The organism is Microbispora sp. CA-102843 (assembly GCF_050936215.1).
In the GTDB taxonomy this organism is placed as follows: Bacteria; Actinomycetota; Actinomycetes; order Streptosporangiales; family Streptosporangiaceae; genus Microbispora.
This window is the reverse complement of sequence record NZ_JBNJNF010000001.1, coordinates 4,330,682-4,352,095: the sequence shown is the minus strand read 5'-3', so window position 1 is coordinate 4,352,095 and position 21,414 is coordinate 4,330,682. Positions and strand designations below refer to the sequence as shown.

Sequence of the window (21,414 nt, the reverse complement as noted above, 5' to 3'; positions counted from 1 at the left end):
CGATTGCGGACCGACAAGCCGCCCGGAACCTCGTAAATGGGGTCATTCGCTGGTCACCGCCTTTCGCAGAGCATGAGAAAGGCCGTGCGGACGTGAAAGATTCACGCCCGCACGACCTCTTCCTTGACGGATAGGCGTGATAGCGGTAACACTTGCCCCTATCCGGACGTGCTCGACTTCGACGCCCTCTAACTGCCCGCGGACCCGGGCCTGACGATCGTGGCCCACACCGCACAGCCCGGCTCACCCGCGCAGAAAGCCCTCCACCTGCTCGGCAGCTGAACAGCCGACGACACCTGACCCGCCCGGCCACCAAACCACAACCGGGCCGGGCGCCTGGAGGACGCCCGGCCCGCGACATCAGCCTGTCGGCCTTATCCGATTCGCTTCCAGGGACCGTTCGGGTCACCTGGATTCTGGTTGCGGGTCCACCACTTCGCCTGGTAGACGACGCCCTGGTATTCCGCCCGGTCGTCGGCGTCGAAGATCCGTGACGGGGTCCACACGGGGGTGCCGTCTGCCGTGGACACGATTTGCTGCCAGGGCCCATAGGGGTCGCCGGGGGTCTGGTTCTTCGTCCACCACGAGGCGCGCCAGACGGATCCGTGGTAAGAGACCTGGTCACCGGTGTTGTAGACCTTGGTGGCGGCCCAGGCCGGAGGGTTGTCGATGACGATGGAGACGGTCTGCTCGGTGGTCAGCCCGTTCGCGCCGACCGCGTCGATCTTGAGCTGGTAGGTGCCGTACGGATAGGCGGTGGTGTCGACGACGAGGTTGGGGTGGAGCCCGTCGTTGTGGCTGCCGGGCGCCTTGGTGTTGTCGGTCAGCCAGACGCCGCCGCGGTTGAGTTCGATGTAGGTGTAGGACACGTCGGATGCCGTGCCGCCGAGGTCGACGGTGAAGGTCGGGGTGCCGGAGACGGTGGCGCCGTCGGCCACCGAGACGCCCTTGATCGTCAGGTAGGGCGTGAGGGTCCAGAAATGGTCGGGGACGGCGGCCTCGCCTGTCGCGGGTGCCGGACTGGCGATGAGGGTCGCGTTGCGTGCGTTGCCCGACGAGTCCGCGACGGCTGTACCTCCGGTCTCGTCGAACGTGTAGCGCAGGACGTCGCCCTGGCCGGCCTGCCCGGTCGCGAGGGCGGACACCTCGGACGCGGTCAGCGCGCGGCTGTAAACGTTGAAGTCGTCGACCGCGGCGGCCAGGTACGGGTCCCCCGAGTACTGCGAGCGGCCGATCCAGTTCTGGGTGGTGTTGCCGAGGTTGGAGGGGTGCAGAGTCAAGTTGGTGTTGGTGCCCGCGACCTGGTCGTTGACGTAAAGGGTGCCGGTGGTGCCGGACACGGTCACCGTCACCAGCGACCAGGTGTTGAGCGGAAGCGTCGTGGTGGAGCTGATCTGCTGCTCCCCGCCGGCGCCGCTGGTCGTGATGGCGAAGCGGAGCCCGGTGTTCTTGTTGAGCGTCAGGAACATGTAGTTCGACGCGCCGGTGCCGAAGTCGAACACGCGCGTCCACGTCGTGTTCTTGGCCGGGTTGACCCACGTCGAGACCGTGAAGTCGCCCGTGACGCCGCTCACCGCGCCTCGCGGCACGTTGACGTACTGGTTGGCTCCGGACAGCGCGACGGCCTTCCCGAGCTTGCCGGTCACCCGGGTGCCGCCGATACCGGAGGACGTGACGGTGGTGTCACTCCACTGCACGACCTGGGCGCCCGAGTCCTTGCTCATGCCGTCGACGGCGAGCACCAGACCCGTGTCGTAGTTCACGAGCTGGTTGTGGCCCTTCCCGTCGGGGACGACCTGCCAGAGCTGGGCGTTGCCGCCGGTGTCGGTCTCCACGACAGCGGACGCGCCGTTGCCGGACGAGGCGTCCTTCACCCCGAGCACCAGGCCGCCGGCCGCGTTGACCACCTTGTACAGGCCGGAGCCGGTGGAGACCAGCTTCCATCTCTGCGTGGCGCCGCCCGCGACGGTGGCCTGGTTCACGAGGGTCCCGGCCGACGTCCCCGCATCGTGGGTGTCGAGCGCGAGCCCGCTGTTGAGATTGGTGATCCGATAGGTGTTCTCGAGGTCGGTCGCCGTACCGGCGCCGCTGATCACCAGGTGGTAGGCGTCGGCGGAGCTCATCGCCACCGGCACGGTGATGGAGCCGTCGGTCACCTGGTAGACGGTGTCAGAGATGGTGATCGGACCGGCGACGGGGTTGGTGCGCCCGTACGACGGGGTGTACTCGAGCTTGGCGTGGACGGTGCCGCCCAGGTCGAGCTTGTCCAGTCCGTCGACCTTGACGGCGGTGGCGCCGCTGCCGCCGCCGAAGACCACGCTGACCTGCTTTTTGTCGGTGGGGACGGCGGCGGCGCCGTCGAGGCCGGTCGTGGCGTTGGGCGGGGTGGTGGTGACCATGTCCCCGCTCATGTCGGCGTACCACTTGTAGAGCCAGTAGGCGCCATTCGGGCTTCCGCCGGTGCCGGTCAGCAGGTCGCCGAGCGCGCCATAGCCGTTCCAGAACGCGAGCTCGGCGTCGTGGATGCCGTATCGCTCGAACTTCGCGATGTACCCCACCAGGGAGCCCGGGATGCCGACCTCGGAGGGCGCCGCGTACTCCTCGATCGAGATCGGGCGCGGGCTGATGCCGAGGTCCTTCATGATGGCGTTGACCTTGGCGAGGTCACTCACGATCTTGCCCGAGTTGATCAGTTCGTGCCAGGCGAGGATGTCGGGGACCGTGTCGGTCTCGTCCGCGTTCTTCAGGAACTTCTCCATGTCGGTGATGTTGTCGGAGAAGCTCGGGCCCTGGATCGGCGTGGTCGGGTCGAGCGATCGCACCTGACGGAAGGTCTTCGTCCAGAAGTCCTCGTAGGTGCCGTTGGACGAGAGCCAGGTGTTGTCCGACTCGTTCCACAGCTCCCACGCCGCCATGTTCGTCGCGCCGGACGCCTGGACGGCCTTGACCTGCTGCTCCACCACGCCCGGCCACGTGTCCCAGCTGAACTTGTACGGCCAGCCCGCGTAGTAGTCCGACAGGCGGTTCACGACCTTCGCTCCCGCTCTGGCCGCCTTGTCGGCGACCACCAGCACGTCGCCCTTCGCCTGCTGCTTGCCGCCCACGGCCATCTGGACGAACGTGTTGGGCTTGATGGCCTTGACCAAGGCGTCGGAGGGCGTCGCGTCGTCGGCGAGGCCGTAGAGGGACCCCGTCGCGACATGCGTGACCGGGCGGAAGGGCTGGTCGGCTTTCACCACGAGCGTGGACGCGGGGGCGGGGGCGGCGGACGCGGGCGAGGCGGAGAGAGCCGCTCCCGTGGCCGTGATCGTGAGCGCGGCCACCAGGACCGCTGCGTGGTGGGATGCGCCCTGGTACCGGCTCAGGCCCAAGCGCGGGGCCGATGCCCTCCCCGGAGGCGGTGCCGTTCGAGACATGCGTGGTGCTCCTTTGCGTTCGTGAACGAGGGGACGTTCACATTTCGTTGTGCGTCGTCTCGAAGGGGTCCCGGGCCGCGCTGTCCGACGCGCTTGTGTTAGCGTTAACATTCAGGCACGTCCGAGATGGTGGCGTCCTTCGTCGATGCGGGGCGCTTCCTCCGAAAGGGCGAGGACGGCGGCGGGCCGTCCTCGAGTCCCCTGACGCGTGGTGCGGACAGAGGCGACGGACGATCCGTCGCCCCTGTCACCGCTCCTGTGGTGCGAGCGGGATCGGGATCCGCGCGGCTCCGGCGTATCGGCCGGCCCACAGGAAGTAGGGGGTCGTCAAGGATGGCTCGCGACGTCGCCCGCGATGCGGCGCGTTACCGCGAGAGGAGCGCGAGGATCGCCTGGGGTGTGGGCACGGCGAGGCCTGACGAAACGGGTGGGGCATGGCGGGATTCCTAGTCCTTGACGGCGCCGGCGGTGACCCCGGCGGCGACGTAGCGCTGGGCGATGACGAGGAGCACGGTGGCCGGGATCGAGGCGACGACCGCCGTGGCCATGATGGCGTTCCACTGCTGGTTGTTGTTGCCGATGTAGTGGTAGATGCCGAGCGTGATCGGCTGGTGGCCGCCGCCCTGGTCGAGGGTGCTGGCGAAGACGAAGTCCGACCACGCCCACAGGAACGCGAACAGCGACACCGTGATGACCGAGTTGCGGCTGACCGGCAGCACGACCGACCAGAACGTGCGCACCGCGCCCGCGCCGTCCACCCGGGCCGCCTGCATCAACTCCTCGGGGATGCCGGACATGAACGCGGTGAAGATCAGCACCGCGAACGGCACCGCCAGCGTGGAGTCGGCCACGATCAGCCCCGGCACGGTGTTGAGCACCCCGGTGCTCAGGTAGATCGCGTAGAACCCCATCGCCATGATCACGCCGGGGATCATCTGCGCGATCAGCAGCACGAAGCTCAGCACGCCGCCGCCGCGCGGGCGCAGCTTGGCCAGCGAGTACGCCGCGGGCGCCGCGATCACCAGCGTCAGGGCCACGGTGCCCAGCCCCACCACGAGGCTCGTGGCGAGGTAGGGCCCCTGCTGCTCCAGCACCGCACGGTAGCCCTCCAGCGTCCCGTGCACGGGAAACCAGTACGGCGGCGACTTGCGCATGTCCTGGTCGCGGGTGAACGACACGTTGATCATCCAGTAGACGGGGAACAGCATGAGCGCGGTGAACACCACGCCCAGACCGGTCCGCCACCAGGTGCGCCGGGTCGCCCTCATGCCGCCCCCTGCCTTCGCTGCGCGCGGATGTAGACGAGCCCGAAGACCAGCGCGATCACGATCAGCAGGTTGCCGACCGCCGCGCCGGGTCCGAAGGAGGGCAGCAGGTTGCCGAAGCCCAGCCGGTACGACCACGTCGCCAGCGTCGTGGACGCGTCGCTCGGACCGCCCTTCGTCATGATCCAGATGATGTCGAACACTTTCAGCGTGTAGACCAGCCCGAGCAGCAGCGTGATCGCCGAGACCGGCCGCAGCAGCGGGAACGTCACCCTCCAGAACCGCTGCCAGCCGCCCGCCCCGTCCAGGGCCGCCGCCTCGTGGATGTGGGCCGGGATCGCCTGCAGGCCGCTGTACAGCACGACGAGGTTGAACGGGATCCCGATCCAAATGTTGGCGATGGTCACCGACCACAGCGACCAGTCCGGGGACGTCAGCCAGTTCACCGGGTCGATCCCCAGCGCCGCGAGCACCGCGTTGACCACGCCCGACTCGCTGTTGAGCATCCACGACCACGTCGAGGACGACACGATCAGCGGCAGCAGCCACGGCACCAGGAACAGCGCGCGCAGCGTCGCCGACAGCCGGAAGTTCCGGCTGAAGAACACGGCCAGCGCGAGCCCGATGGAGAACTGGAAGGCCAGCGACACCACGGTGAACACCACCGTGTGCCACAACGCGGGCCCGAACGTGGCGTCGCGGACGACCTTCGCGTAGTTGGCGAGCCCCGTGAACGGCGCGTCCCCCTGCACGAACGAGCGCACCGTGTAATTGCGCAAGCTCAGGTCCACGTTGCGATACAGCGGATAGACGTAGAACGCGAGCAGGTAGACCACCACCGGCGCGAGGAACGCCCATGCCGCCCACTGTCCCGATCGCCGTGCGGGTGCGCGGCGGGCGCCCGCGGCCCGTGGCGCCGGGGCCCGGTCCCGCCGGTTCTCCCCCGTCGGCGGGGCCGGCGTCTGTGTTGCGTGTCTCATGCTTTCCTTCGACCTGTCGGACAACCGGAAGCGGACCCGGAGACGGACGTCCCCGGGGCCCGCGCGACGCTACTGGACGGCGCTCGCCGCCGTCGCCTGAGCGGCCGTCAGCGCCTCCTGCGGCGGCTGCGACCCGCTCAGCGCGGCCTGCATCGCCTTCCACATCGGCTCGGAGATCTTCGGGTACTTCGTGCCGAGGTCGTCGCTGGTGCGGCCCTTGGCCGCCTTGACCGCCTCCACCCACACCTTCAGCTCGGCGTTCTGCTCGACCTGCTTGGCCTGCACCTCCTCGGTCGGCGCGATGTACGACAGCGTGGTGTCGGTGGTGTAGGAGTTGCCGGTGCTCGCCAGGCACGTCACCAGCTTCTGTGAGGCGACGTAGCGGGCGGCGTCCTTCTGCACGGGAAGGGTGACGAACTCGCCGCCGGTCGGCGCGGGGGCGGTGCCGCCGTCCTTACTGGGAATCGGGATGATGCCGTAGTCGAAGCCGGTCTTCTTGGCGTTGGCGAGCTGCCAGGTGCCGTTCTCGCCGAAGGCGAAGTCGCCGGTCGCGAACTCCTGCCAGCTCGTGGTCTGGGTGTTGTTGATGACCGAGGTGGGGGCGTAGCCCTTCTTCACCCAGTCGGTCCACAACGACAGCGCCGCCACGCCCTGCGGGGAGTCGAGCTTCGTGAGCTGCGCGCCCGCGCCCCAGAACCAGGGCAGGAACTGGAAGCTGCCCTCCTCCGTGCCGATCGCGGAGAACGTGATGCCCTTCTTGCCCGCCGCCTTCACCTTCTCCAGCGCCGCGGTCAGCGAGGCCCAGTCCTTCACCGCGGCCGCGTCCACCCCGGCCTTCTTCAGCACCTCCTTGTTGTAGTAGAGGGCGAGCGTGTTGGCCCCGATCGGGATGCCGTACGTCTTGCCACCGAGTTGGCCGGCGGCGAGCAGGTTCGGCGATACGGCCGAGGTGTCGATCTTCGTCTCGTCGGTCGAGGTCAGCACGCCGGCCTCGGCCAGCGTCGAGACCACCGGGTTGTCCACGATCAGCACGTCGGGCGAGTTGCCCTGCTGCGCCGCCAGCAGGGCCTTGTTCGTCAGGTCGGTGGTGTCGTAGCCGGTCCGCTTGACGGTCACCCCGGCCTGCGTGCCGCACTGGGTGAGCAGCTTGACCCAGTCGGAGGAGTCGTCGAACTGGGGGTAGGGGTCCCAGATCGTGTAGGTCCCTCCCCCGGCCTGGCCTGCGGCCGCCGAGGCGCCACCACCGCCGTCACCGCCGGACGACCCGGAGCACGCGGTGAGACCACCGGCGACGGCGAGGACCACCAAGCCCAGGCCGGCGGCGCGCCGGCCCCTGTCGAGGCTTTCCATATCGTTCTTCCTTTCGACGGCCGGCGTCCGGCCGCTGTCATCTCGTTCACCGGCGCGGGTCTGCACGGTCAGGGTGCGAACCCGCGCGGCGGCTCAGGTGAGCTGGATGTAGTCCAGCTCGGCGTAGCCGGTGCCGCCGGCGAAGTAGGGGGACCCCTTGGCCAGGCGGATCACGTTGTAGCCCGCCTGCAGGTTGACGCTCGTGCTGACCGTGGCGCCGAACTGGCCCCAGGCGGCGGTGGGCGGGTAGCTGACCGTCGTCCAGGCGCCGCCGTTGTACGCCAGCCCCTGCGTGGCGGTCGCCCCGGTGGCGTTGGCGTAGCCGATGGTCATCGTGTACGTCCGGGCCGTGGGCACGTTCACCACGAAGTCGACGTAGCTGTCCGTGCTGTGCGTGCTCGTGTTGTTGTCGATGCGCCCGACGTAGCCGCCTTCGGACGCGCTGGAGCTCGTCAGCCGCTGGGCGCGGAAGACGGACGCGTTCTCCGCCTCGTAACGCTGCTGGTAGGACGGCACCCCGCTCGTGGGCTGGATCACCAGGTTGTAGGCGCTCGTCGCCGACATGTTCGGCACCGAGACGCTGATCTCCCCGTTGCTCACGGCGTACGTGCTCGTCGAGATGGTCGTGGGCGCGGTCACGGCGGTGAACCGGCCGTTCGCGGGGGTCGACTGCAGGGTCACCCGGACCGAGGAGCCCAGCGCGCCGATGCCGGTGACGCGGACCGTGTTGGTGCCCGACTCGTTGCCGAACACCACGTTGACGATCTTGCGCGTGGAGTCGTAGGAGGCGAAGCCGTCCAGCCCGGTCTGGGTGGCCGGTGTGGTGGTCACCATGCGACCGGCCATGTCGCCGTACCACTTGTACAGCCACCACGTGCCGGTGGGCTGGCTGTTGTTGACGACAAGCCCGTTCATGGTGCCGTATTCGTACCAGAACGCCCGGTGCGCCATCTCGACGCCGCCGCGCTCGAACTTGGCCACATAACTGGCGATCCGGCCGGGGACGTCCACCTCGCTCGTCGCGGCGTACTCGTTGATCGCGATGCGGCGCGCGCTGATGCCGAGCGAGGACTCCAGCGAGCGGTAGTCGGCGATGTGCGCGGCGATGGCGCTGGGGTCGCCGCCCAACTCATGCCAGCAGATGACGTCCGGCAGCGTGCCCGCGGCCTTGGCGCTGCTCAGGAAGGACGACAACCAGGAGCGGTTGTAGTAGGAGATGCTCGGGCCGACGATCGGCGTCGTGGTGTCCAGTGCCCGCACGGCCCGGTAGGTGCGCGTCCAGCCGTCGTTGAAGGGCCCGGCGGCGGAGGTGTTCCAGGTCCCGTCGGGCTCGTTCCACAGCTCCCAGCCGATGACGTTGGTCACCGTGGTCGCGTTGAGGCGGGCGCCGACCATCGTGTTCACCTTGGCCAGCCAGTCGTTCCAGCTCACCCACTTGTACGGGAAGTCCGGGTAGATGTCCGGCATCCGGATGAACTCCCCGGCGCCGACGCGGGTGGCCTGCGGGGCCACGAGCAGGGAGTCGCCTCCGGGGGGCTGGCCGTTGGGCTTCTGCCCCACGCCGGGAGCGGGCTGCGTCAGCGAGTTGACCTTCAGCGGCAGCAGCATGGAGTCGGCCGGGCGGCTGTTTTCCGCCAGGCCGTACAGGCCGCCGGCGGCGACGTGGGTGACGGGCCGGAAGGGCTGGGCGACGTTCACCGTGAGGGTGGCGCCCGCCGCCTCGGCGGGGCTCAGCGGGACGAGTGCCGTGGTCAGCGACACGGCCAGCGCGGATAGCAGGGCCGTACTTCGGGGTCTGCGCATGAACTACCTCGCTCTTTCTGTGCTCAGGTGGGGGGCTCAGATGGGGGGAAGGAGAGCAGGAGGTGGAGCGGGACCGTCCCTCCCCGAGTCGGCGGACGCCGTGGACGGTCCCCATGCGGGCGGGCCGCACCCCTTGCGGGGTCCGGCCCGCCGCGGTCATCCGGCGGCGGCGACCGGGATCCAGACCCGCATCGGGCCCTCGCTCCGGTTGCCCCACAGGAAGTACGGCACCGCCGTGAGCGTGAGCGGCGTGACCGTCCGCTCCCGCCTGGCTCCGGCGGTGTACAGCGAGTCGCCGGCGTGGGCGACCAGCCCGCCAGCAGTGATCACGACCGGGATGTCCGGCAGGTCCTCCCGGTGACCCGGTGTGACCGGAGCGACAGTGACGTCAGGGACGGCAGGGACGGCAGGGTCCAGGCGCACATCCTCCAGGACCGTGCCCGGCGGCAGGTCGGCCTGCTCCAGGCAGTACACGAGCGGGCCGCGCGCCAGCGCGACGCACCCGCGCACCGCGTCGACCCGCGGGTGCGCGGTCATCTGCCTGACGGGCATGTCCAGGTCGAGGACGACGGTCGTGCCCGGCGTCCAGACGCGGGTGAGCCGGACGTAGCCGTCCCGCGCGGGCGCCCGCACCGGTTCGCCGTCGACGCTGACCGTGTACGCGTCGCACCAGGCCGGCACGCGCAGCGCGAGCGTCCACGCCTGGCCGTCCCGGGCGGCATCGACGACCTCAAGCTCGATGCGGCCCTGCCAGGGGTAGGCCGTGCGCATCTCCACGCGGCGCCCCTGTGGTGCTTCGAGGGAGGCGTCGCCGTACAGGTGGATCTGCAGGCCGCCGTCGTCGGCCGTCGCCAGGTAGCCGGGCAGCGAGGCCATGAGCCGGGCGATGTTCGGCGGGCAACAGGCGCACGAATACCAGGGCAGGCGACGCGCCGCCGCCTCCTCACCCGAGCTCGCGTGCCCCGTGCGCAGCTGCAGGGGGTTGGAGTAGAAGAAGTGCCTGCCGTCGGACGACACCGCGGCGGCGACCGCGTTGTACAGCACCCGCTCCATCTCGTCGGCGTAGCGGGCCCGGCCGGTCGCCAGCAACAGCCGCCAGTTCCACTGGAAGCTCGCGATCGCCGCGCAGGTCTCGCCGTAGGCCCGGTCGGGCGGCAGCTCGTACGGGTCGCCGTACGCCTCCTCGCGGTGGCGCGAGCCGTGGGCGCCGGTGACGTACGTCCGCGAGCGGAACGCGTCGGCCCACAGCCGCTCCGCCGTGTCCAGCAGCGCCAGGTCGCCGGTCTCGACGGCCACGTCCACCATCCCGGCCAGCAGGTACAACTGGCGCACGGCGTGCCCGGTGACCTCCCGCACCTCGCGTACGGGCTCGTGGTCCTGGTAGTAGCGGGGGCCGAACCGGCCGTGGCCGAGCAGGCCGCGCCCGCGCAGGTCGAGGAAGCGCCGTGCCAGGTCCAGGTAGGGACGGTGGCCGGTCAGCCGGTACAGCTCGGCGAGTGCGGTCTCGACCTCGGGATGCCCGCAGACCTCCTCCACTCCGTCCGGGCCGAACCGTTCGACCAGCAGGTCGGCGAACCGCCGGGCGACGGACGGCAGATTGGGGCTCACCCCGGTGCGAGCCGCGGCGACCGCCGCCTGGAAGAGGTGACCCGCGCAGTACAGCTCGTGGCTCCAGTCGGGCTTGGCCCACCGGTCCTGCGGCGCGACGACGGTGAAGTAGGAGTTGAGGTAGCCGTCCGCCTGCTGCGCGCGGGCGAGCAGCGCGGTCGTGTCGTCGACGAACGACCGCAGGCCGGCGTCCTCCGGCGAGGTCGCGAGCTGCCACGCCGCCGCCTCCAGCGTCTTGTGGACGTCGGAGTCGGCGAACCACATGCCGGTGAACGAGTGGCCGTCCTCCCCTGCGGCGGCGCGGAGGTTGCCGATGTTGCCGCCGGCCTGGAGGTTGTCCACGCAGTGCGGGAGGGTGTCCTCGGCGTTGCGCCGCCGCCACTGCCCGAGCAGGCCCTCCGCCCGTAACCGGGCCTGACCGAGGCCGAGCGGCCGCAGCGCGGACACTGCCGCCGGGGTCGGGGCTACGGGCCCAGCCGCCTCCTGGAGGCCGGGCGCGGCCGGGACGGTGTCTGACAGCTTCTGCTGGGTCATTCCTGATCTCTCGTGTCGTGACGCGGGACCGTGCGAGATTCCGTCGGGACGTCCCTCGAAGGAAAATTAGGAAAACGGTTGCCGAAAAGCTATCAACGCCCCAGGGGGTCGTCAATAGCGGGTTTCCGCTGTGTTACCGAGGGGCGACGGCGCCGGAACGGTCGGCGATACAGTGGATGCAGGCAACGCCATCGGAAAGTGGAGGAAACGTGGGAAAACTGGAGCGTCACGCCACGATCGCCGACGTCGCGGCGCTGGCCGGGGTGTCGGTGGGCACGGCCTCCAAGGCGCTCAACGGACGCGGATCGCTGCGGGAGGAGACCCGCATGCGCGTCCGGGAGGCCGCGCGGCAGCTCAGCTTCGAGGCGAACGCCGGTGCCCGCAGCCTGCACTCGGGCCGCACCTACACCGTCGGGATGATCACGACGGACACGATCGGCCGGTTCAGCATCCCCGTCCTCATCGGCGCGGAGGACGCGCTGGGCGCCGGGGAGATGTCGGTCTTCCTCTGCGACGGGCGCGACGACCCGATCCGCGAGCAGTACTACGTCAGGACGCTCCTCAGCCGCCGGGTCGACGGGATCATCGTGACCGGCCGGCGGACCGAGACGCGCGCACCCATCGCCGCGGACCTGCCCGTACCGGTGGTCTACGCCTTCATCAGCTCGGCCGACCCCGGCGACTGCTCGGTGGTCCCGGACGAGGCGGGGGGCGCCCGCAAGGCGGTGGAGCACCTGCTGGCCGTCGGCCGCACCCGGATCGCGCACGTCACCGGGCCTGAGCATCACAACTCCGCCCAGGTCCGCGCGGCGGCGGCGCTGGAGCGACTGGCGGAGGAGGGGCTCGAACCGGCCGCGCCACCGCTGTTCGGCGGCTGGAGCGAGGCGTGGGGCCGCCAGGCCGTCGGCATCCTGCTGGCCGGACGGGCGGAGTTCGACGCGGTCTTCTGCGGCAGCGACCAGATCGCCCGAGGCGTGTGCGACGCGCTGCGCGCCGCGGGCCGCCGGGTCCCCCAGGACGTCGCCCTCGTCGGCTTCGACAACTGGGACGTCATGACCGAGGGCTGCCAGCCGCCCCTGACGAGCGTCGACATGAACCTCGAAGGGCTGGGCCGCGCCGCGGCCGAGATGCTCCTGGCCGCAATCAACGGCTCCCCCTCCCCCGGCCGGCACGCCCTGCCCTGCCATCTCGTCGTCCGCGAGTCGAGCGCGGTCCCGCTCCCGTGAGACAGCTCCCGTAAGACCCTTCCGGGAGACCCTTTCGGGAGACGCGGGAGCCGCCCCGCCGCACGCGGCGGGGCGGCCGGGGCGTCACTTCTCGTGGTGCGCCCTCTTGGCGGCGTCCACCACCTTCCGGCCGCCGGGCCGGCTCAGCGGCCTTCTCCACCCGCGCCCCTGGCGGCCGCGGCGACCTGGGTGAGGAGAGGCGCAACGGAGAAGGGAGATCGTGGCGTCGAAAGGCGTCTTGCCGGAATGTTAGCGCTCCCATCGCAGACGTCAAGATCTGGCGGGGCGAGGTTCCGGGCGAGGATTTTCATCTGACTCGGCCTGTGTGGCGAAAAGTTACGATCTCGACGAGATTTGCGTAGCGCTCTGGCGCAGGGCCGCGCACGGAGGTGTGATTGCCCCGGCTTGATCCCCCACAGGCAATCGAGAAGGGGTCGCACAACGTTGAGAACTCCACATCGCGGCATCGCGGTCGCGGTCGTCGCGGCGGCGGCGCTGTTCCCCGCCGCGCCGTCCGTCCTGGCCTCCACCTCCACGGCCGGGCCGCGGGTCTCCTGCACGACGACGCTGTCTGCGCCGACGCGCGAGGCGGCCTTCGGCGAGGCGGCCAAGGCGGCGGGCGTGCCGGAACCGCTGCTGAAGGCCGTCGCGTACATGCTGTCCCGCTGGGACGACCACCAGGGCAAGCCGAGCTCCGACGGCGGCTACGGTGTGTTCGACCTCGGCGACCGGGCGCCCGAGGCATGGGATGGCGCGGACAAGGGACGCGCGACCGCGGCCGCGAGCCCGATAGCGGCGGCGTCCGAGTTGACCGGTCTGACGGCCGACGCGCTGCGCCGGGAAGCGAACGCGAACATCTGCGGCGGCGCGGCGCTGCTGGCGTCCTATCACGGCGGCGGCGACGGCCTGGGCTCCTGGCGGGACGCGGTGGCGCGGTTCGGGGCCAAGCACGACTTCGTCCGGCAGGTCTACCAGACCCTGCGCACCGGCGAGAGCCGCGTCACCGCCGACGGCCAGCGGGTGACGCTCGCCTCCGACGACTCGGTCGCGCTGCCGGCCGCCCGGCTCGCCGCCGACGCCGGCATCGACTGCCCGTCCGGCCTCGACTGCGAGTGGCTGGAGGCGCCGTACGCCAAGGGCTCTGCCACCGAGCCGGACAACACGACCGACTACGGCAACCACGACATCGCCGACCGGACCGGACCGGGCGGGCCCAAGCTCGACTACATCGTCATCCACGACACCGAGGGCTACTACGGCCCCTCCGTGCGGCTGGCCCAGGACCCCACGTATCTGGCCTGGAACTACACCATCCGCTCCTCCGACGGCCACATCGCCCAGCACCTCGACGCCAAGGACGTCGGCTGGCACGCCGGCAACTGGTACGTCAACATGCACGCGATCGGCATCGAACACGAAGGCTTCGCCGGAACCGCCAACTGGTTCACCGAGTCGATGTACCAAACCTCCGCCGCACTGGTGAAACACCTCTCACAGAAGTACGGCATCCCCCTCGACCGCGCGCACGTCATCGGCCACGACCAAGTGCCCGGAACCGTACTCGGCGCCACCAAGAGCATGCACTGGGACCCGGGCCCCTACTGGGACTGGGACCACTACTTCGACCTCCTCGGCGCCCCGATCGGCGGCAGCCGGGCGGCAACGGCCGACGTCGCACCCGGCGACGTCGTGGAGGTGCGCACCGGTTACCAGGACAACCCCCAGCCGCTGACCGGCTGCGCCGCCGCCTCCCCACCCTCCCCCGACTGCGTCGCCGGGGCCGGCACCAACTTCCTCCCCCTCTACCAGTCGCCGTCCGAGACGGCGCCGCTCGCCGCCGACCCCGGCTGGAAGCCCGGCGCCACCGCCGGCACGACATACGCGAGCGACATCAGCGCCCGCGTCGTCTCCGGCCACAAGCTCGTCGTCTCCCAGGTGCAGGGCGACTGGCTCGGCGTGTGGTGGGCCGGCTCCCTCGCCTGGCTGCACAACCCCGCCGACCGGCCCGTCGTGCTCCGCACGCAGGCCAAGACCGTTACCGTGAAGGCAGGGGCGACCACCCCCGCCGCCGTCTACGGCCGCGCCTACCCCGAGGCATCCGCCTACACCGGCACCGGCATCCCCGTACAGGCCCTGTCGCCGCTGGAGTACAAGATCCCGGTTAGCCAGACCTACGCCGTGAGCGACGACGACGTCGTCACCGACTACTACCGCGCGACCACGTTCGACGGGACGGCACCCGGCGACCGCACCGACCTCAAGGGCCAGGACCGCTACTACCAACTCTGGTACGCCCACCGGCAGGTGTTCGTCCGCGCCGCCGACGTGGACCTGCACGACGCGCAGCGGTCGCCGGTGTCCAACACCGCGCCGCCGGTGATCAGCGGGGCCGCCAAGGTCGGCGGCGAGCTCACCGCCGCACCCGGCACCTGGTCGCGGCAGGTGGCCGGCTTCACCTACCAGTGGTACGTGGACGGCACGGCGGTCTCCGGGGCCACCGAGTCCACGTACCGGCCGGGTGTCGCGGACCTCGGCAAGAGCGTGCTCGTCGAGGTGACCGTCGACGACCCGTACTTCACGGCCACGTCGGCCAGGTCGGCGGCCACCGCCCCGGTCGCGCCGGGGACGTTCACCTCGGCCGAGCCGCCGGCCGTGACCGGAACGCCCAAGATCGGCCGCTGGGTGAAGGCGTCGCCCGGCACGTGGACGCCGTCGCCGGAGAAGGTCACCTACCAGTGGCTGCGCGACGGCATCCCGGTCAGGGGCGCCACGGGGCAGACCTACCACCTCACGGGCCACGACCGCGGCGCCCGCGTCGCCGTACAGGTGACCGTGTCGGCGAAGGCCTACGCGAAGGCCACCGCCACCTCGGCGGCGACCCGGCCGGTGACCCCCTGATATGACGGCCGGCCGGGGAGGCCCTTCCCTCCCCGGCCGGTCGTCAGGCGTGCCGCGGGTAGGCCGAGACGAGCCCCTTGCCCGCGGCCGACCGGCGCCACCTCCTCCGCGTTCACCTTCCGGCTGGAGGACGTGGCCAGATACGTCCCGGGCACGGCCGTGCTCACCAGGGCGACACGCTCGCCTACGCTACGACGGCGACCTGGGCGTCCTCACCTGCGAGGGCGACCTCGCCAGGAACCGGCAGGCCGGCGGCCGATGTGGGACGCGCGGCCGCGGCCGGGCGGGCAGGGACGTCGTCGTGTCCCTCGTTACGCGTCGACGGCCCGGCCGAGCACGTCCGGGGCGAGGATTCCATGCGGAGTGGTCAGTCCCTGATCAGGAGGCCCTGGAAGATGACGTCGCCTTCGTCGCCCTCCCATCGGTAGGCGAGCCCTTCTCCGGTCTGGATCAGGGTGATCCTGCCCGCGGCGCACTTGTCCAGCCGGAAGACGAGTGCCGTGCCGGAGCTGCGCGTCAGCGTGAGGCTTCCCCCGCATGAGCTGTTGGTGTCCTTCCAGCTTCCGGTGCGCCTGCCCGACTCCAGCACGATCTGGACGTCGGTCTCGCTGGTTCCCACGAGCTGGTCGGGCTCGAGATGGCCTCCCCACGTGCCGGCGAACGCGGCCGAAACCGTCCCGCCCGGCGTGGTCGACGGCACGGGAGTGGCCTTCGGAGTCGCTGTGGCGTCCCCCGCGGCGTCGTCCGTCGTCACGGTGTCGTCCTGGCCCGCGGCGGCGTCGTCCTGGGTCGTGCCGTCGTCCGTGACGGTTTCCCCCGGCGTGGCCTCGGCGGGCGGTGTCGGTGAGCCGGCGGTGTGCGAGACGGTCGTCGTGGCGGCGTGCGACGGGGTGGAGGCCGTGCCGTCGGACAGCAGCCGTGGCCCCAGCAGAGCGGCGGTGACCGACACCGCGGCCACGGCGGCCACCGCCCCGGCGACGATCCCGGTGCGGGAAGCCTGCCGACGGCCGCCCGCCCCCGTGGTCTCCGGTCCCGACGGGATCGTCCCGGCCGGGCCCGGAGCAGGGAAGGCCGGGAGAATCGCGGTCGTCCCACCCTGCCGTACGCCTTCCGGCCTGGTGGTCGCCGCGGCCGCGCCCGCCTGAAGCGGGTCGGGGGCGGACCCGACGAGTTCCAGCAGCAGGTCGCGGGAGGCCGGCCGGCGCGCGGGATCCTTGGCGAGGCATCGTTCGACCACCCCGCGCAGCGACCGGGGCAGTGCCGAGGCGTCGGGCTCGGCGGTCAGGATCCGGTGCATGACGGCGGGGACACTGGCGGCGCCGAAGGCCGGGCGGCCCGTAGCGGCGAAGACGATCGTGGCTCCCCAGGCGAACACGTCGGAGGCGGGCGCGGCCGGGTCCCCGGCGATCTGCTCGGGAGCCAGGTAGGCCGGGGTGCCGACCGGGCCCGCCGTGATCGTGTCACTCGCGCCGTGCCTGGCGATGCCGAAATCCACCACCCGGGGACCGTCCGGCCCCAGCAGCACGTTGGCCGGCTTGAAGTCCCGGTGCACGATCCCGGCCGCGTGAATGGCCGCCAGCGCCGTGGCGGTGCCGACCGCGAGGCGTTCCAACTCGCCGCCCCGCAGCGGACCGCCGGATTCGACCCGCTGCTGCAGAGACGGCCCGTCGATGAACTCGCTCACCACGTAGGGCATCCGCCCATCGACCACCGCGGTCAGCACCCGGGCGGTGCAGAAGGGCGCGACTCCGCGCATCGCGTCGAGCTCGCGGACCAGCCGCTCCTTCACCGACGAATCGAGCCCCGACTTGAGCACCTTCACCGCGACCGGTTCACCGCGGGGCGACCGGCCGAGGAACACCACCCCCTGCCCGCCCTCGCCGAGCCGCCCGCTCAGTGTGAACTCACCCAGTACGCGCGGGTCGTCGGGCTCCAGGGGGGTGACCATGGCACCGAACCCTAGCGACGTGAGGACGCGGTGCGGTACGCCTCACAGCAGCCGAACGCCGATGGTTTGTTCGCGACAAGCGGCCGCGAATGTTCGTGAGTTCTGACCCCGGTTCGAAACCACGGATCAATGTTCGCGAGAAGTGACCGCACCTGGCGCATCGCTGAAGTCGGCGATCGCCCTACTGCAGGCAGCGTGCGGCCGCGCTCCGCGCATCCTCCAGGCGAGACCCCCGGTACTGGCCTCCTCCCGCAAGCGCCACGGCCCGCTACAGCGACTTCCTCCATTGAGAAGTACTCGCGAGCTTCATTCCAGGTCGTTGAAAGAGCGGCGACGATGCCGGTGGCTGATCGGTTATAGCTGTGCCAACCAGTCCGCGATGGCGGCGAAGTCGATGTCCGTGAGGCCACGGCGAGGGTCAACGCGATGGAGGAGAGCCCGTCCCTGATGGTGCTCGGACACCCAGCCTCGATCGGCGTCGGTGATTTCGTCATCGACCCAGACGAACGAGCGCCCAGCTGCCCAGTCGATCAATCCGCGGGTCTTCCAGTGCAGCGGGCCCTGCTCGTCCGAGTCTGGCCAGTCCACCACCGGCAACTCGGGCAGGCCAAGCAATGGACTGATCACTTCGTTCGCATCGGCCATCCATGTGGTCGCCCACACGAGGTCACAGGGCAGTGCCGTCAACCGCACCCCGTGCTGGGGATCGATCCTGGACAACAGCGGGTTCGAGCCCGCCGGCGGTGGCTGTGTCGCTGCGCGGTTTCCTGAATGCCCGCCGAGGTGCGGCTGTGGCGCCCCGAACGGAATGAGGGGTCCATCAACGTCAAGGAACAGCAGCGGACGGTCCGCAGAGCCAGGCATTGCCGCAGGATAGCGGTGGTCGGTCGCGGACACGGTTCCTCTCGATGGCGCTCAGCTTGAAGGCCATGGCCAGCCCCGCGGCTCGTGATCCGGGGTCTTTGGTGACCTTGGTGCGGTGCCGGACCGTGGCGAAGGTCGACTCGATTGGATTGGTCGTACGCAGATGGACCCAGTATTCGGACGGTTAGTGTCCGCACGAGCGTGGCAGAACCCACTGGTTTGAATGCGAATTTCGGCACAGGAGGCCGTCATAGGCCTGATGAGCTTGGCATTCATGGAGATCCGCACCATGGGTTATCGCCGCGGTCCGACGCTCAGGGGGTGGGTTGACGGCCCGGAGGATTGTCACGAGCAGATACGAGTGATCGCCGACATGTGCCACAATTTGCCTTCAGATCTTAGAGCGTGTTTGAGAAGGGTTGACAATGGCGTGCGCATCTCGCCGCCGTGACCGCCGTTGTGTCGCGATCATGGTTGGGTGCCCCGCGAACGCCGCTACCCCTCCGATCTGGCCGACGCCCAATGGGCGCTGATCGAGCCGCTTCTCCCTGCCCCGAACGCTGGCGGGCGGCCGGAGAAGCACTCGCGCCGCGACATCGTGGACGCCATCTTGTACGTGGTCCGCACCGGATGCGCCTGGCGGCAGTTGCCCTTCGACTTCCCGCCCTGGCAGACGGTCTACTGGTACTTCGTCCGCTGGGAGAAAGCCAAGGTCACCGAGGAGATCCTCGCGATCCTGCGGCGACGCGTCCGCATGGCCCAGGGGCGGGAGGAGGAGCCGTCGGCGGGGATTATTGACTCCCAGAGCGTCCAGGGCGCCGACACGGTCGGCCGCGAGTCGCGGGGATACGACGCGGGTAAGAAGATCAACGGGCGCAAGCGGTTCATCGTCACCGACACCCTCGGCCTGCTGCTGGTCGTGTGCGTGATGGCCGCCTCGGTCCAAGACCGCGACGGAGCCAAGACCACCCTGCTGAGCGCGTACCTGGTCACCCCGATCCGGTTGGTGTTCGCCGACGCCGGCTTCGCTGGAGCCCTGGTCGAGTGGAGTCAGCGGATCCTGCGCACCACGCTGCACATCGTGCGCAAGGCCCCTGGTCAGGTCGGGTTCGCCGTAATCGCCCGCCGCTGGGTCGTGGAACGCTCGCTGGCCTGGCTGACCAGCCACCGCCGTCTGGCCCGCGACTACGAACGCCACCCCGCTACCTCGGAGGCCATGATCCGATGGGCGGCGATCTCTGGAATGGCCCGGCGTCTCACTCGTGGGCACGCCGCCACACGTCAGCAGGCACGGGCGCTCATCGGTCGACCTGAGCAGTGAGTCCGGGCAGGGCCATGCGCGGCGTCAAACGCCGCGATCGTGCCCTGCGCGTGAACTCGGCTCCAGGTGCCGTTCGTACCGAAGCCCTGGGCGGCCGTCCAACACCGTCTCGCCGACGGGGACGAACCCCGTGCGGGCGAGTACGGCTCGCGAACCGGCGTTGTCCAATGTCGTCGCCGCCCGCAGGGTGGTCAGGCCGTACTCGGTCGCGGACAGGGCACAGACCTGATGAACCGCGCGTGTGGCCAGGCCACGTCCGGCGGCAGACTCCGCGATCCGGTACCCCAGCTCGGCCGAGCCGTCCGCCACATCGATCAGGTTTACGCGCCCCACCACCCTGCCGCGATCGTCCACGAGCACATGGAAGTAGCACACCCCGGCCGCCTGTTCTGCGAGCAGGGCGGCGAGCCGATCATCGAATCGGGCGAAATAGTCGTCGCCGCGGTCGGGAACCGACGCAGCGAAATAGGCCCGGTTCTCCTTCTCAAACACGAGCAGAGCAGGAACGTGGTCGAGGCGGAGACACTGGAGCTCGGGCATCCGACAAGGATATATCCCGCTCGGCGGCCCGGGTGGGGAGCGCAGGACGCCACAAACCCTTCATCACGACGTAAGACCCGCCGCGCGCTCGGTGGCGGAAACGCATCGGATCGGAGGGGTAGCGGCGTTCGCAGGGCACCCAACCATGATCGCGACACAACGGCGGCCACGGCGGCGAGATGCACACGCCGTTGTCAGCCCTTCTCAAACACGCTCTTAGAGTGCGCAACAAGCGGCAACGAGAGCGAAGGGCCAGTGAGAGCCTGAGGCTCCTTCTCCAAGGAGCAGACGGCTCGCATGCTCAATGGGTCCGCGGCCGTCTTGACGAGCTCGGACATGACTACCACTCGTTACTCGGGAAGCCTGATCGAGAGGCCAGGGAAGAGTCAAAGGTATAAACGAATGCCACCCACCACCTCTGACGATTACGCCTGGCAGAACGATTGGGAGGAGGTTTACACGGTCACGTTCGTCCGCGGCCACAATGAGCGGGAGACACTGCGCAGGTTCGGGATCGCCGAGGCGGACATGCGGCCGTACGACTGGAAGGACGTCTGGGAGCGCGTCGAGGAGACCGACGGAGAGTCTGACCTGGTCGTCGTGACTCATGTGAACGGGTGGACGATCGCCTTCGAGGCCTGCGGCTGGGAAGGCAACCGGCCGGAGACGTTGCGCGAGCTGTCCCGGGGAGGTGAGGCGGTTTCTGTCATGCGGCACGACTACGCCGCATCCCACCACTTCACGTATGCGGTGGACGCTGAACTGCGCACCGCCTTTCGGCTGGAATGGCCTCAGGAACGCTGGGGAGCCCAGCCTGACGCTCTGAACGTCGACATGCGCGAGGTCGGACTCACGCCTTCAGGGCCGCAGGAGGAGTCCCGATACCGGCATGAGACCGTGGCGCCCACGCTCGCGCCGGCCAGCCGCCTCTCCGGGGTCCTGTTCCACCGGGACATGGTCGAGAGTGACGCTCTGCTCGGCGGGATCATCACCGCTCCCGTGCCCGATGACCCGCAGTAAGCCCAGACACCGATTCAGCCTCGGCGTGACCAACTGCGTGACAACACCGGCGAACGACGCTGGACACTGGTGGCCAACAGTGGACTACGACGGCAGGTGGAGAGCTTGTAGGACCAGCTTGATCACCTGTTGCCGTTCTTCGATAAGGAAGCAGTCTGCTGGTCCACCTCTGCGATCACTGCATTAGAGTTGCGGACCGTAAATATGACTACGGAGCATTTGTTCTGTTTCAAGGAGATGGTCGACCACCTCCCAGTACTCCTTCAGCATCGGGTGTGAAAGAGCTTCAGCGCGCGACAGTTTGTGCCCATAGAGGGGTTGGTCGGGAGCCACAGCGGCTGCGTTGACGAGAGTGCAGGCCGGGAGCGGGCTGTTTTCGACCGGTCCGACTCTGCAACCGAAGGTGACTCGCTGATCACAAGGCACTTCCAGGTGCTCGGCTCCCCACTGATCATCGAAGATTACGTCGATCCACGCTTCATGGATGCCTTGATGGTGGTAGCAGGTGGCGAAGAAAATCGCGTACTTGCCGACTCCCTGCTTGTGTACGAAACCGCGGGACTGTCGGCGCTGCTCGCCGCAGCAGTCGCACGTCGAATCCTGGAACGTGTAGTCACGATCGATCTGGAGCATCAGCACAT

At 69.6% G+C, this 21,414-nt stretch carries 14 protein-coding genes and 1 pseudogene; 4 read left to right on the top strand and 11 right to left on the bottom strand.

Annotated elements, in window-relative coordinates; all coding sequences use genetic code 11:
* Positions 1–374 precede the first annotated feature (374 nt).
* The 6 genes from ACQEVJ_RS20115 to ACQEVJ_RS20090 form a co-directional block, all read right to left on the bottom strand.
* Complete coding sequence (locus ACQEVJ_RS20115; RefSeq protein WP_433103142.1) at positions 375–3,416, bottom strand: LamG-like jellyroll fold domain-containing protein; 3,042 nt, start codon at positions 3,414–3,416, stop codon at positions 375–377.
* A 446-nt stretch (positions 3,417–3,862) separates the two neighbouring features.
* Positions 3,863–4,684, bottom strand: a complete 822-nt coding sequence (locus tag ACQEVJ_RS20110) for a carbohydrate ABC transporter permease (RefSeq protein ID WP_433103140.1) — start codon at positions 4,682–4,684, stop codon at positions 3,863–3,865.
* Complete coding sequence (locus ACQEVJ_RS20105) at positions 4,681–5,661, bottom strand: carbohydrate ABC transporter permease (protein ID WP_433103138.1); 981 nt, start codon at positions 5,659–5,661, stop codon at positions 4,681–4,683. The genes ACQEVJ_RS20110 and ACQEVJ_RS20105 overlap by 4 nt, the downstream gene beginning before the upstream one ends.
* 69 nt (positions 5,662–5,730) lie before the next feature.
* On the bottom strand, positions 5,731–7,011 hold the full coding sequence (locus tag ACQEVJ_RS20100; protein WP_433103136.1) for a sugar ABC transporter substrate-binding protein: 1,281 nt from the start codon (positions 7,009–7,011) through the stop codon (positions 5,731–5,733).
* Positions 7,012–7,104: 93 nt separating this feature from the next.
* Positions 7,105–8,814: a CBM35 domain-containing protein gene (locus tag ACQEVJ_RS20095; RefSeq protein ID WP_433103134.1), complete on the bottom strand. Its 1,710-nt coding sequence runs from the start codon at positions 8,812–8,814 to the stop codon at positions 7,105–7,107.
* 156 nt (positions 8,815–8,970) lie between these two features.
* On the bottom strand, positions 8,971–10,956 hold the full coding sequence (locus tag ACQEVJ_RS20090) for a glycoside hydrolase family 127 protein (protein ID WP_433103132.1): 1,986 nt from the start codon (positions 10,954–10,956) through the stop codon (positions 8,971–8,973).
* Positions 10,957–11,165: 209 nt separating this feature from the next.
* Here ACQEVJ_RS20090 and ACQEVJ_RS20085 point away from each other — a divergent pair, with 209 nt between their 5' ends.
* Positions 11,166–12,182 (top strand): LacI family DNA-binding transcriptional regulator, encoded by a 1,017-nt coding sequence (locus tag ACQEVJ_RS20085; protein WP_433103130.1) that lies wholly within the window; start codon positions 11,166–11,168, stop codon positions 12,180–12,182.
* Between the two features lie 444 nt (positions 12,183–12,626).
* Positions 12,627–15,080: an N-acetylmuramoyl-L-alanine amidase gene (locus ACQEVJ_RS20080; protein WP_433103128.1), complete on the top strand. Its 2,454-nt coding sequence runs from the start codon at positions 12,627–12,629 to the stop codon at positions 15,078–15,080.
* Between the two features lie 367 nt (positions 15,081–15,447).
* Here ACQEVJ_RS20080 and ACQEVJ_RS20075 read toward each other — a convergent pair whose 3' ends face one another.
* From ACQEVJ_RS20075 to ACQEVJ_RS20065, 3 genes and pseudogenes are all read right to left on the bottom strand, one after another.
* Positions 15,448–17,028: a serine/threonine protein kinase gene (locus ACQEVJ_RS20075; protein WP_433103126.1), complete on the bottom strand. Its 1,581-nt coding sequence runs from the start codon at positions 17,026–17,028 to the stop codon at positions 15,448–15,450.
* 354 nt (positions 17,029–17,382) lie between these two features.
* Positions 17,383–17,925, bottom strand: coding sequence for an HAD domain-containing protein (locus ACQEVJ_RS20070; protein WP_433103124.1), 543 nt, complete (start codon positions 17,923–17,925; stop codon positions 17,383–17,385).
* Between the two features lie 19 nt (positions 17,926–17,944).
* Positions 17,945–18,076 (bottom strand): annotated as a pseudogene (locus ACQEVJ_RS20065) (IS256 family transposase); the annotation flags it as partial.
* Between the two features lie 294 nt (positions 18,077–18,370).
* On the opposite strand from ACQEVJ_RS20065, the gene ACQEVJ_RS20060 reads away from it, so the two are divergent.
* Positions 18,371–19,213 carry an IS5 family transposase gene (locus tag ACQEVJ_RS20060; protein ID WP_433102709.1) on the top strand — a complete coding sequence of 281 codons (843 nt, stop codon included), beginning with the start codon at positions 18,371–18,373 and terminating at the stop codon, positions 19,211–19,213.
* 24 nt (positions 19,214–19,237) lie between these two features.
* Here ACQEVJ_RS20060 and ACQEVJ_RS20055 read toward each other — a convergent pair whose 3' ends face one another.
* On the bottom strand, positions 19,238–19,753 hold the full coding sequence (locus tag ACQEVJ_RS20055; RefSeq protein WP_076438704.1) for a GNAT family N-acetyltransferase: 516 nt from the start codon (positions 19,751–19,753) through the stop codon (positions 19,238–19,240).
* A gap of 402 nt (positions 19,754–20,155) precedes the next feature.
* On the opposite strand from ACQEVJ_RS20055, the gene ACQEVJ_RS20050 reads away from it, so the two are divergent.
* On the top strand, positions 20,156–20,773 hold the full coding sequence (locus tag ACQEVJ_RS20050; RefSeq protein WP_433103122.1) for a DUF6461 domain-containing protein: 618 nt from the start codon (positions 20,156–20,158) through the stop codon (positions 20,771–20,773).
* A 183-nt stretch (positions 20,774–20,956) separates the two neighbouring features.
* On the opposite strand, the gene ACQEVJ_RS20045 is transcribed toward ACQEVJ_RS20050, so the two are convergent.
* A complete protein-coding gene (locus ACQEVJ_RS20045; RefSeq protein ID WP_433103120.1) occupies positions 20,957–21,406 on the bottom strand; it encodes a hypothetical protein in 450 nt (149 codons plus the stop codon).
* Positions 21,407–21,414 lie beyond the last annotated feature (8 nt).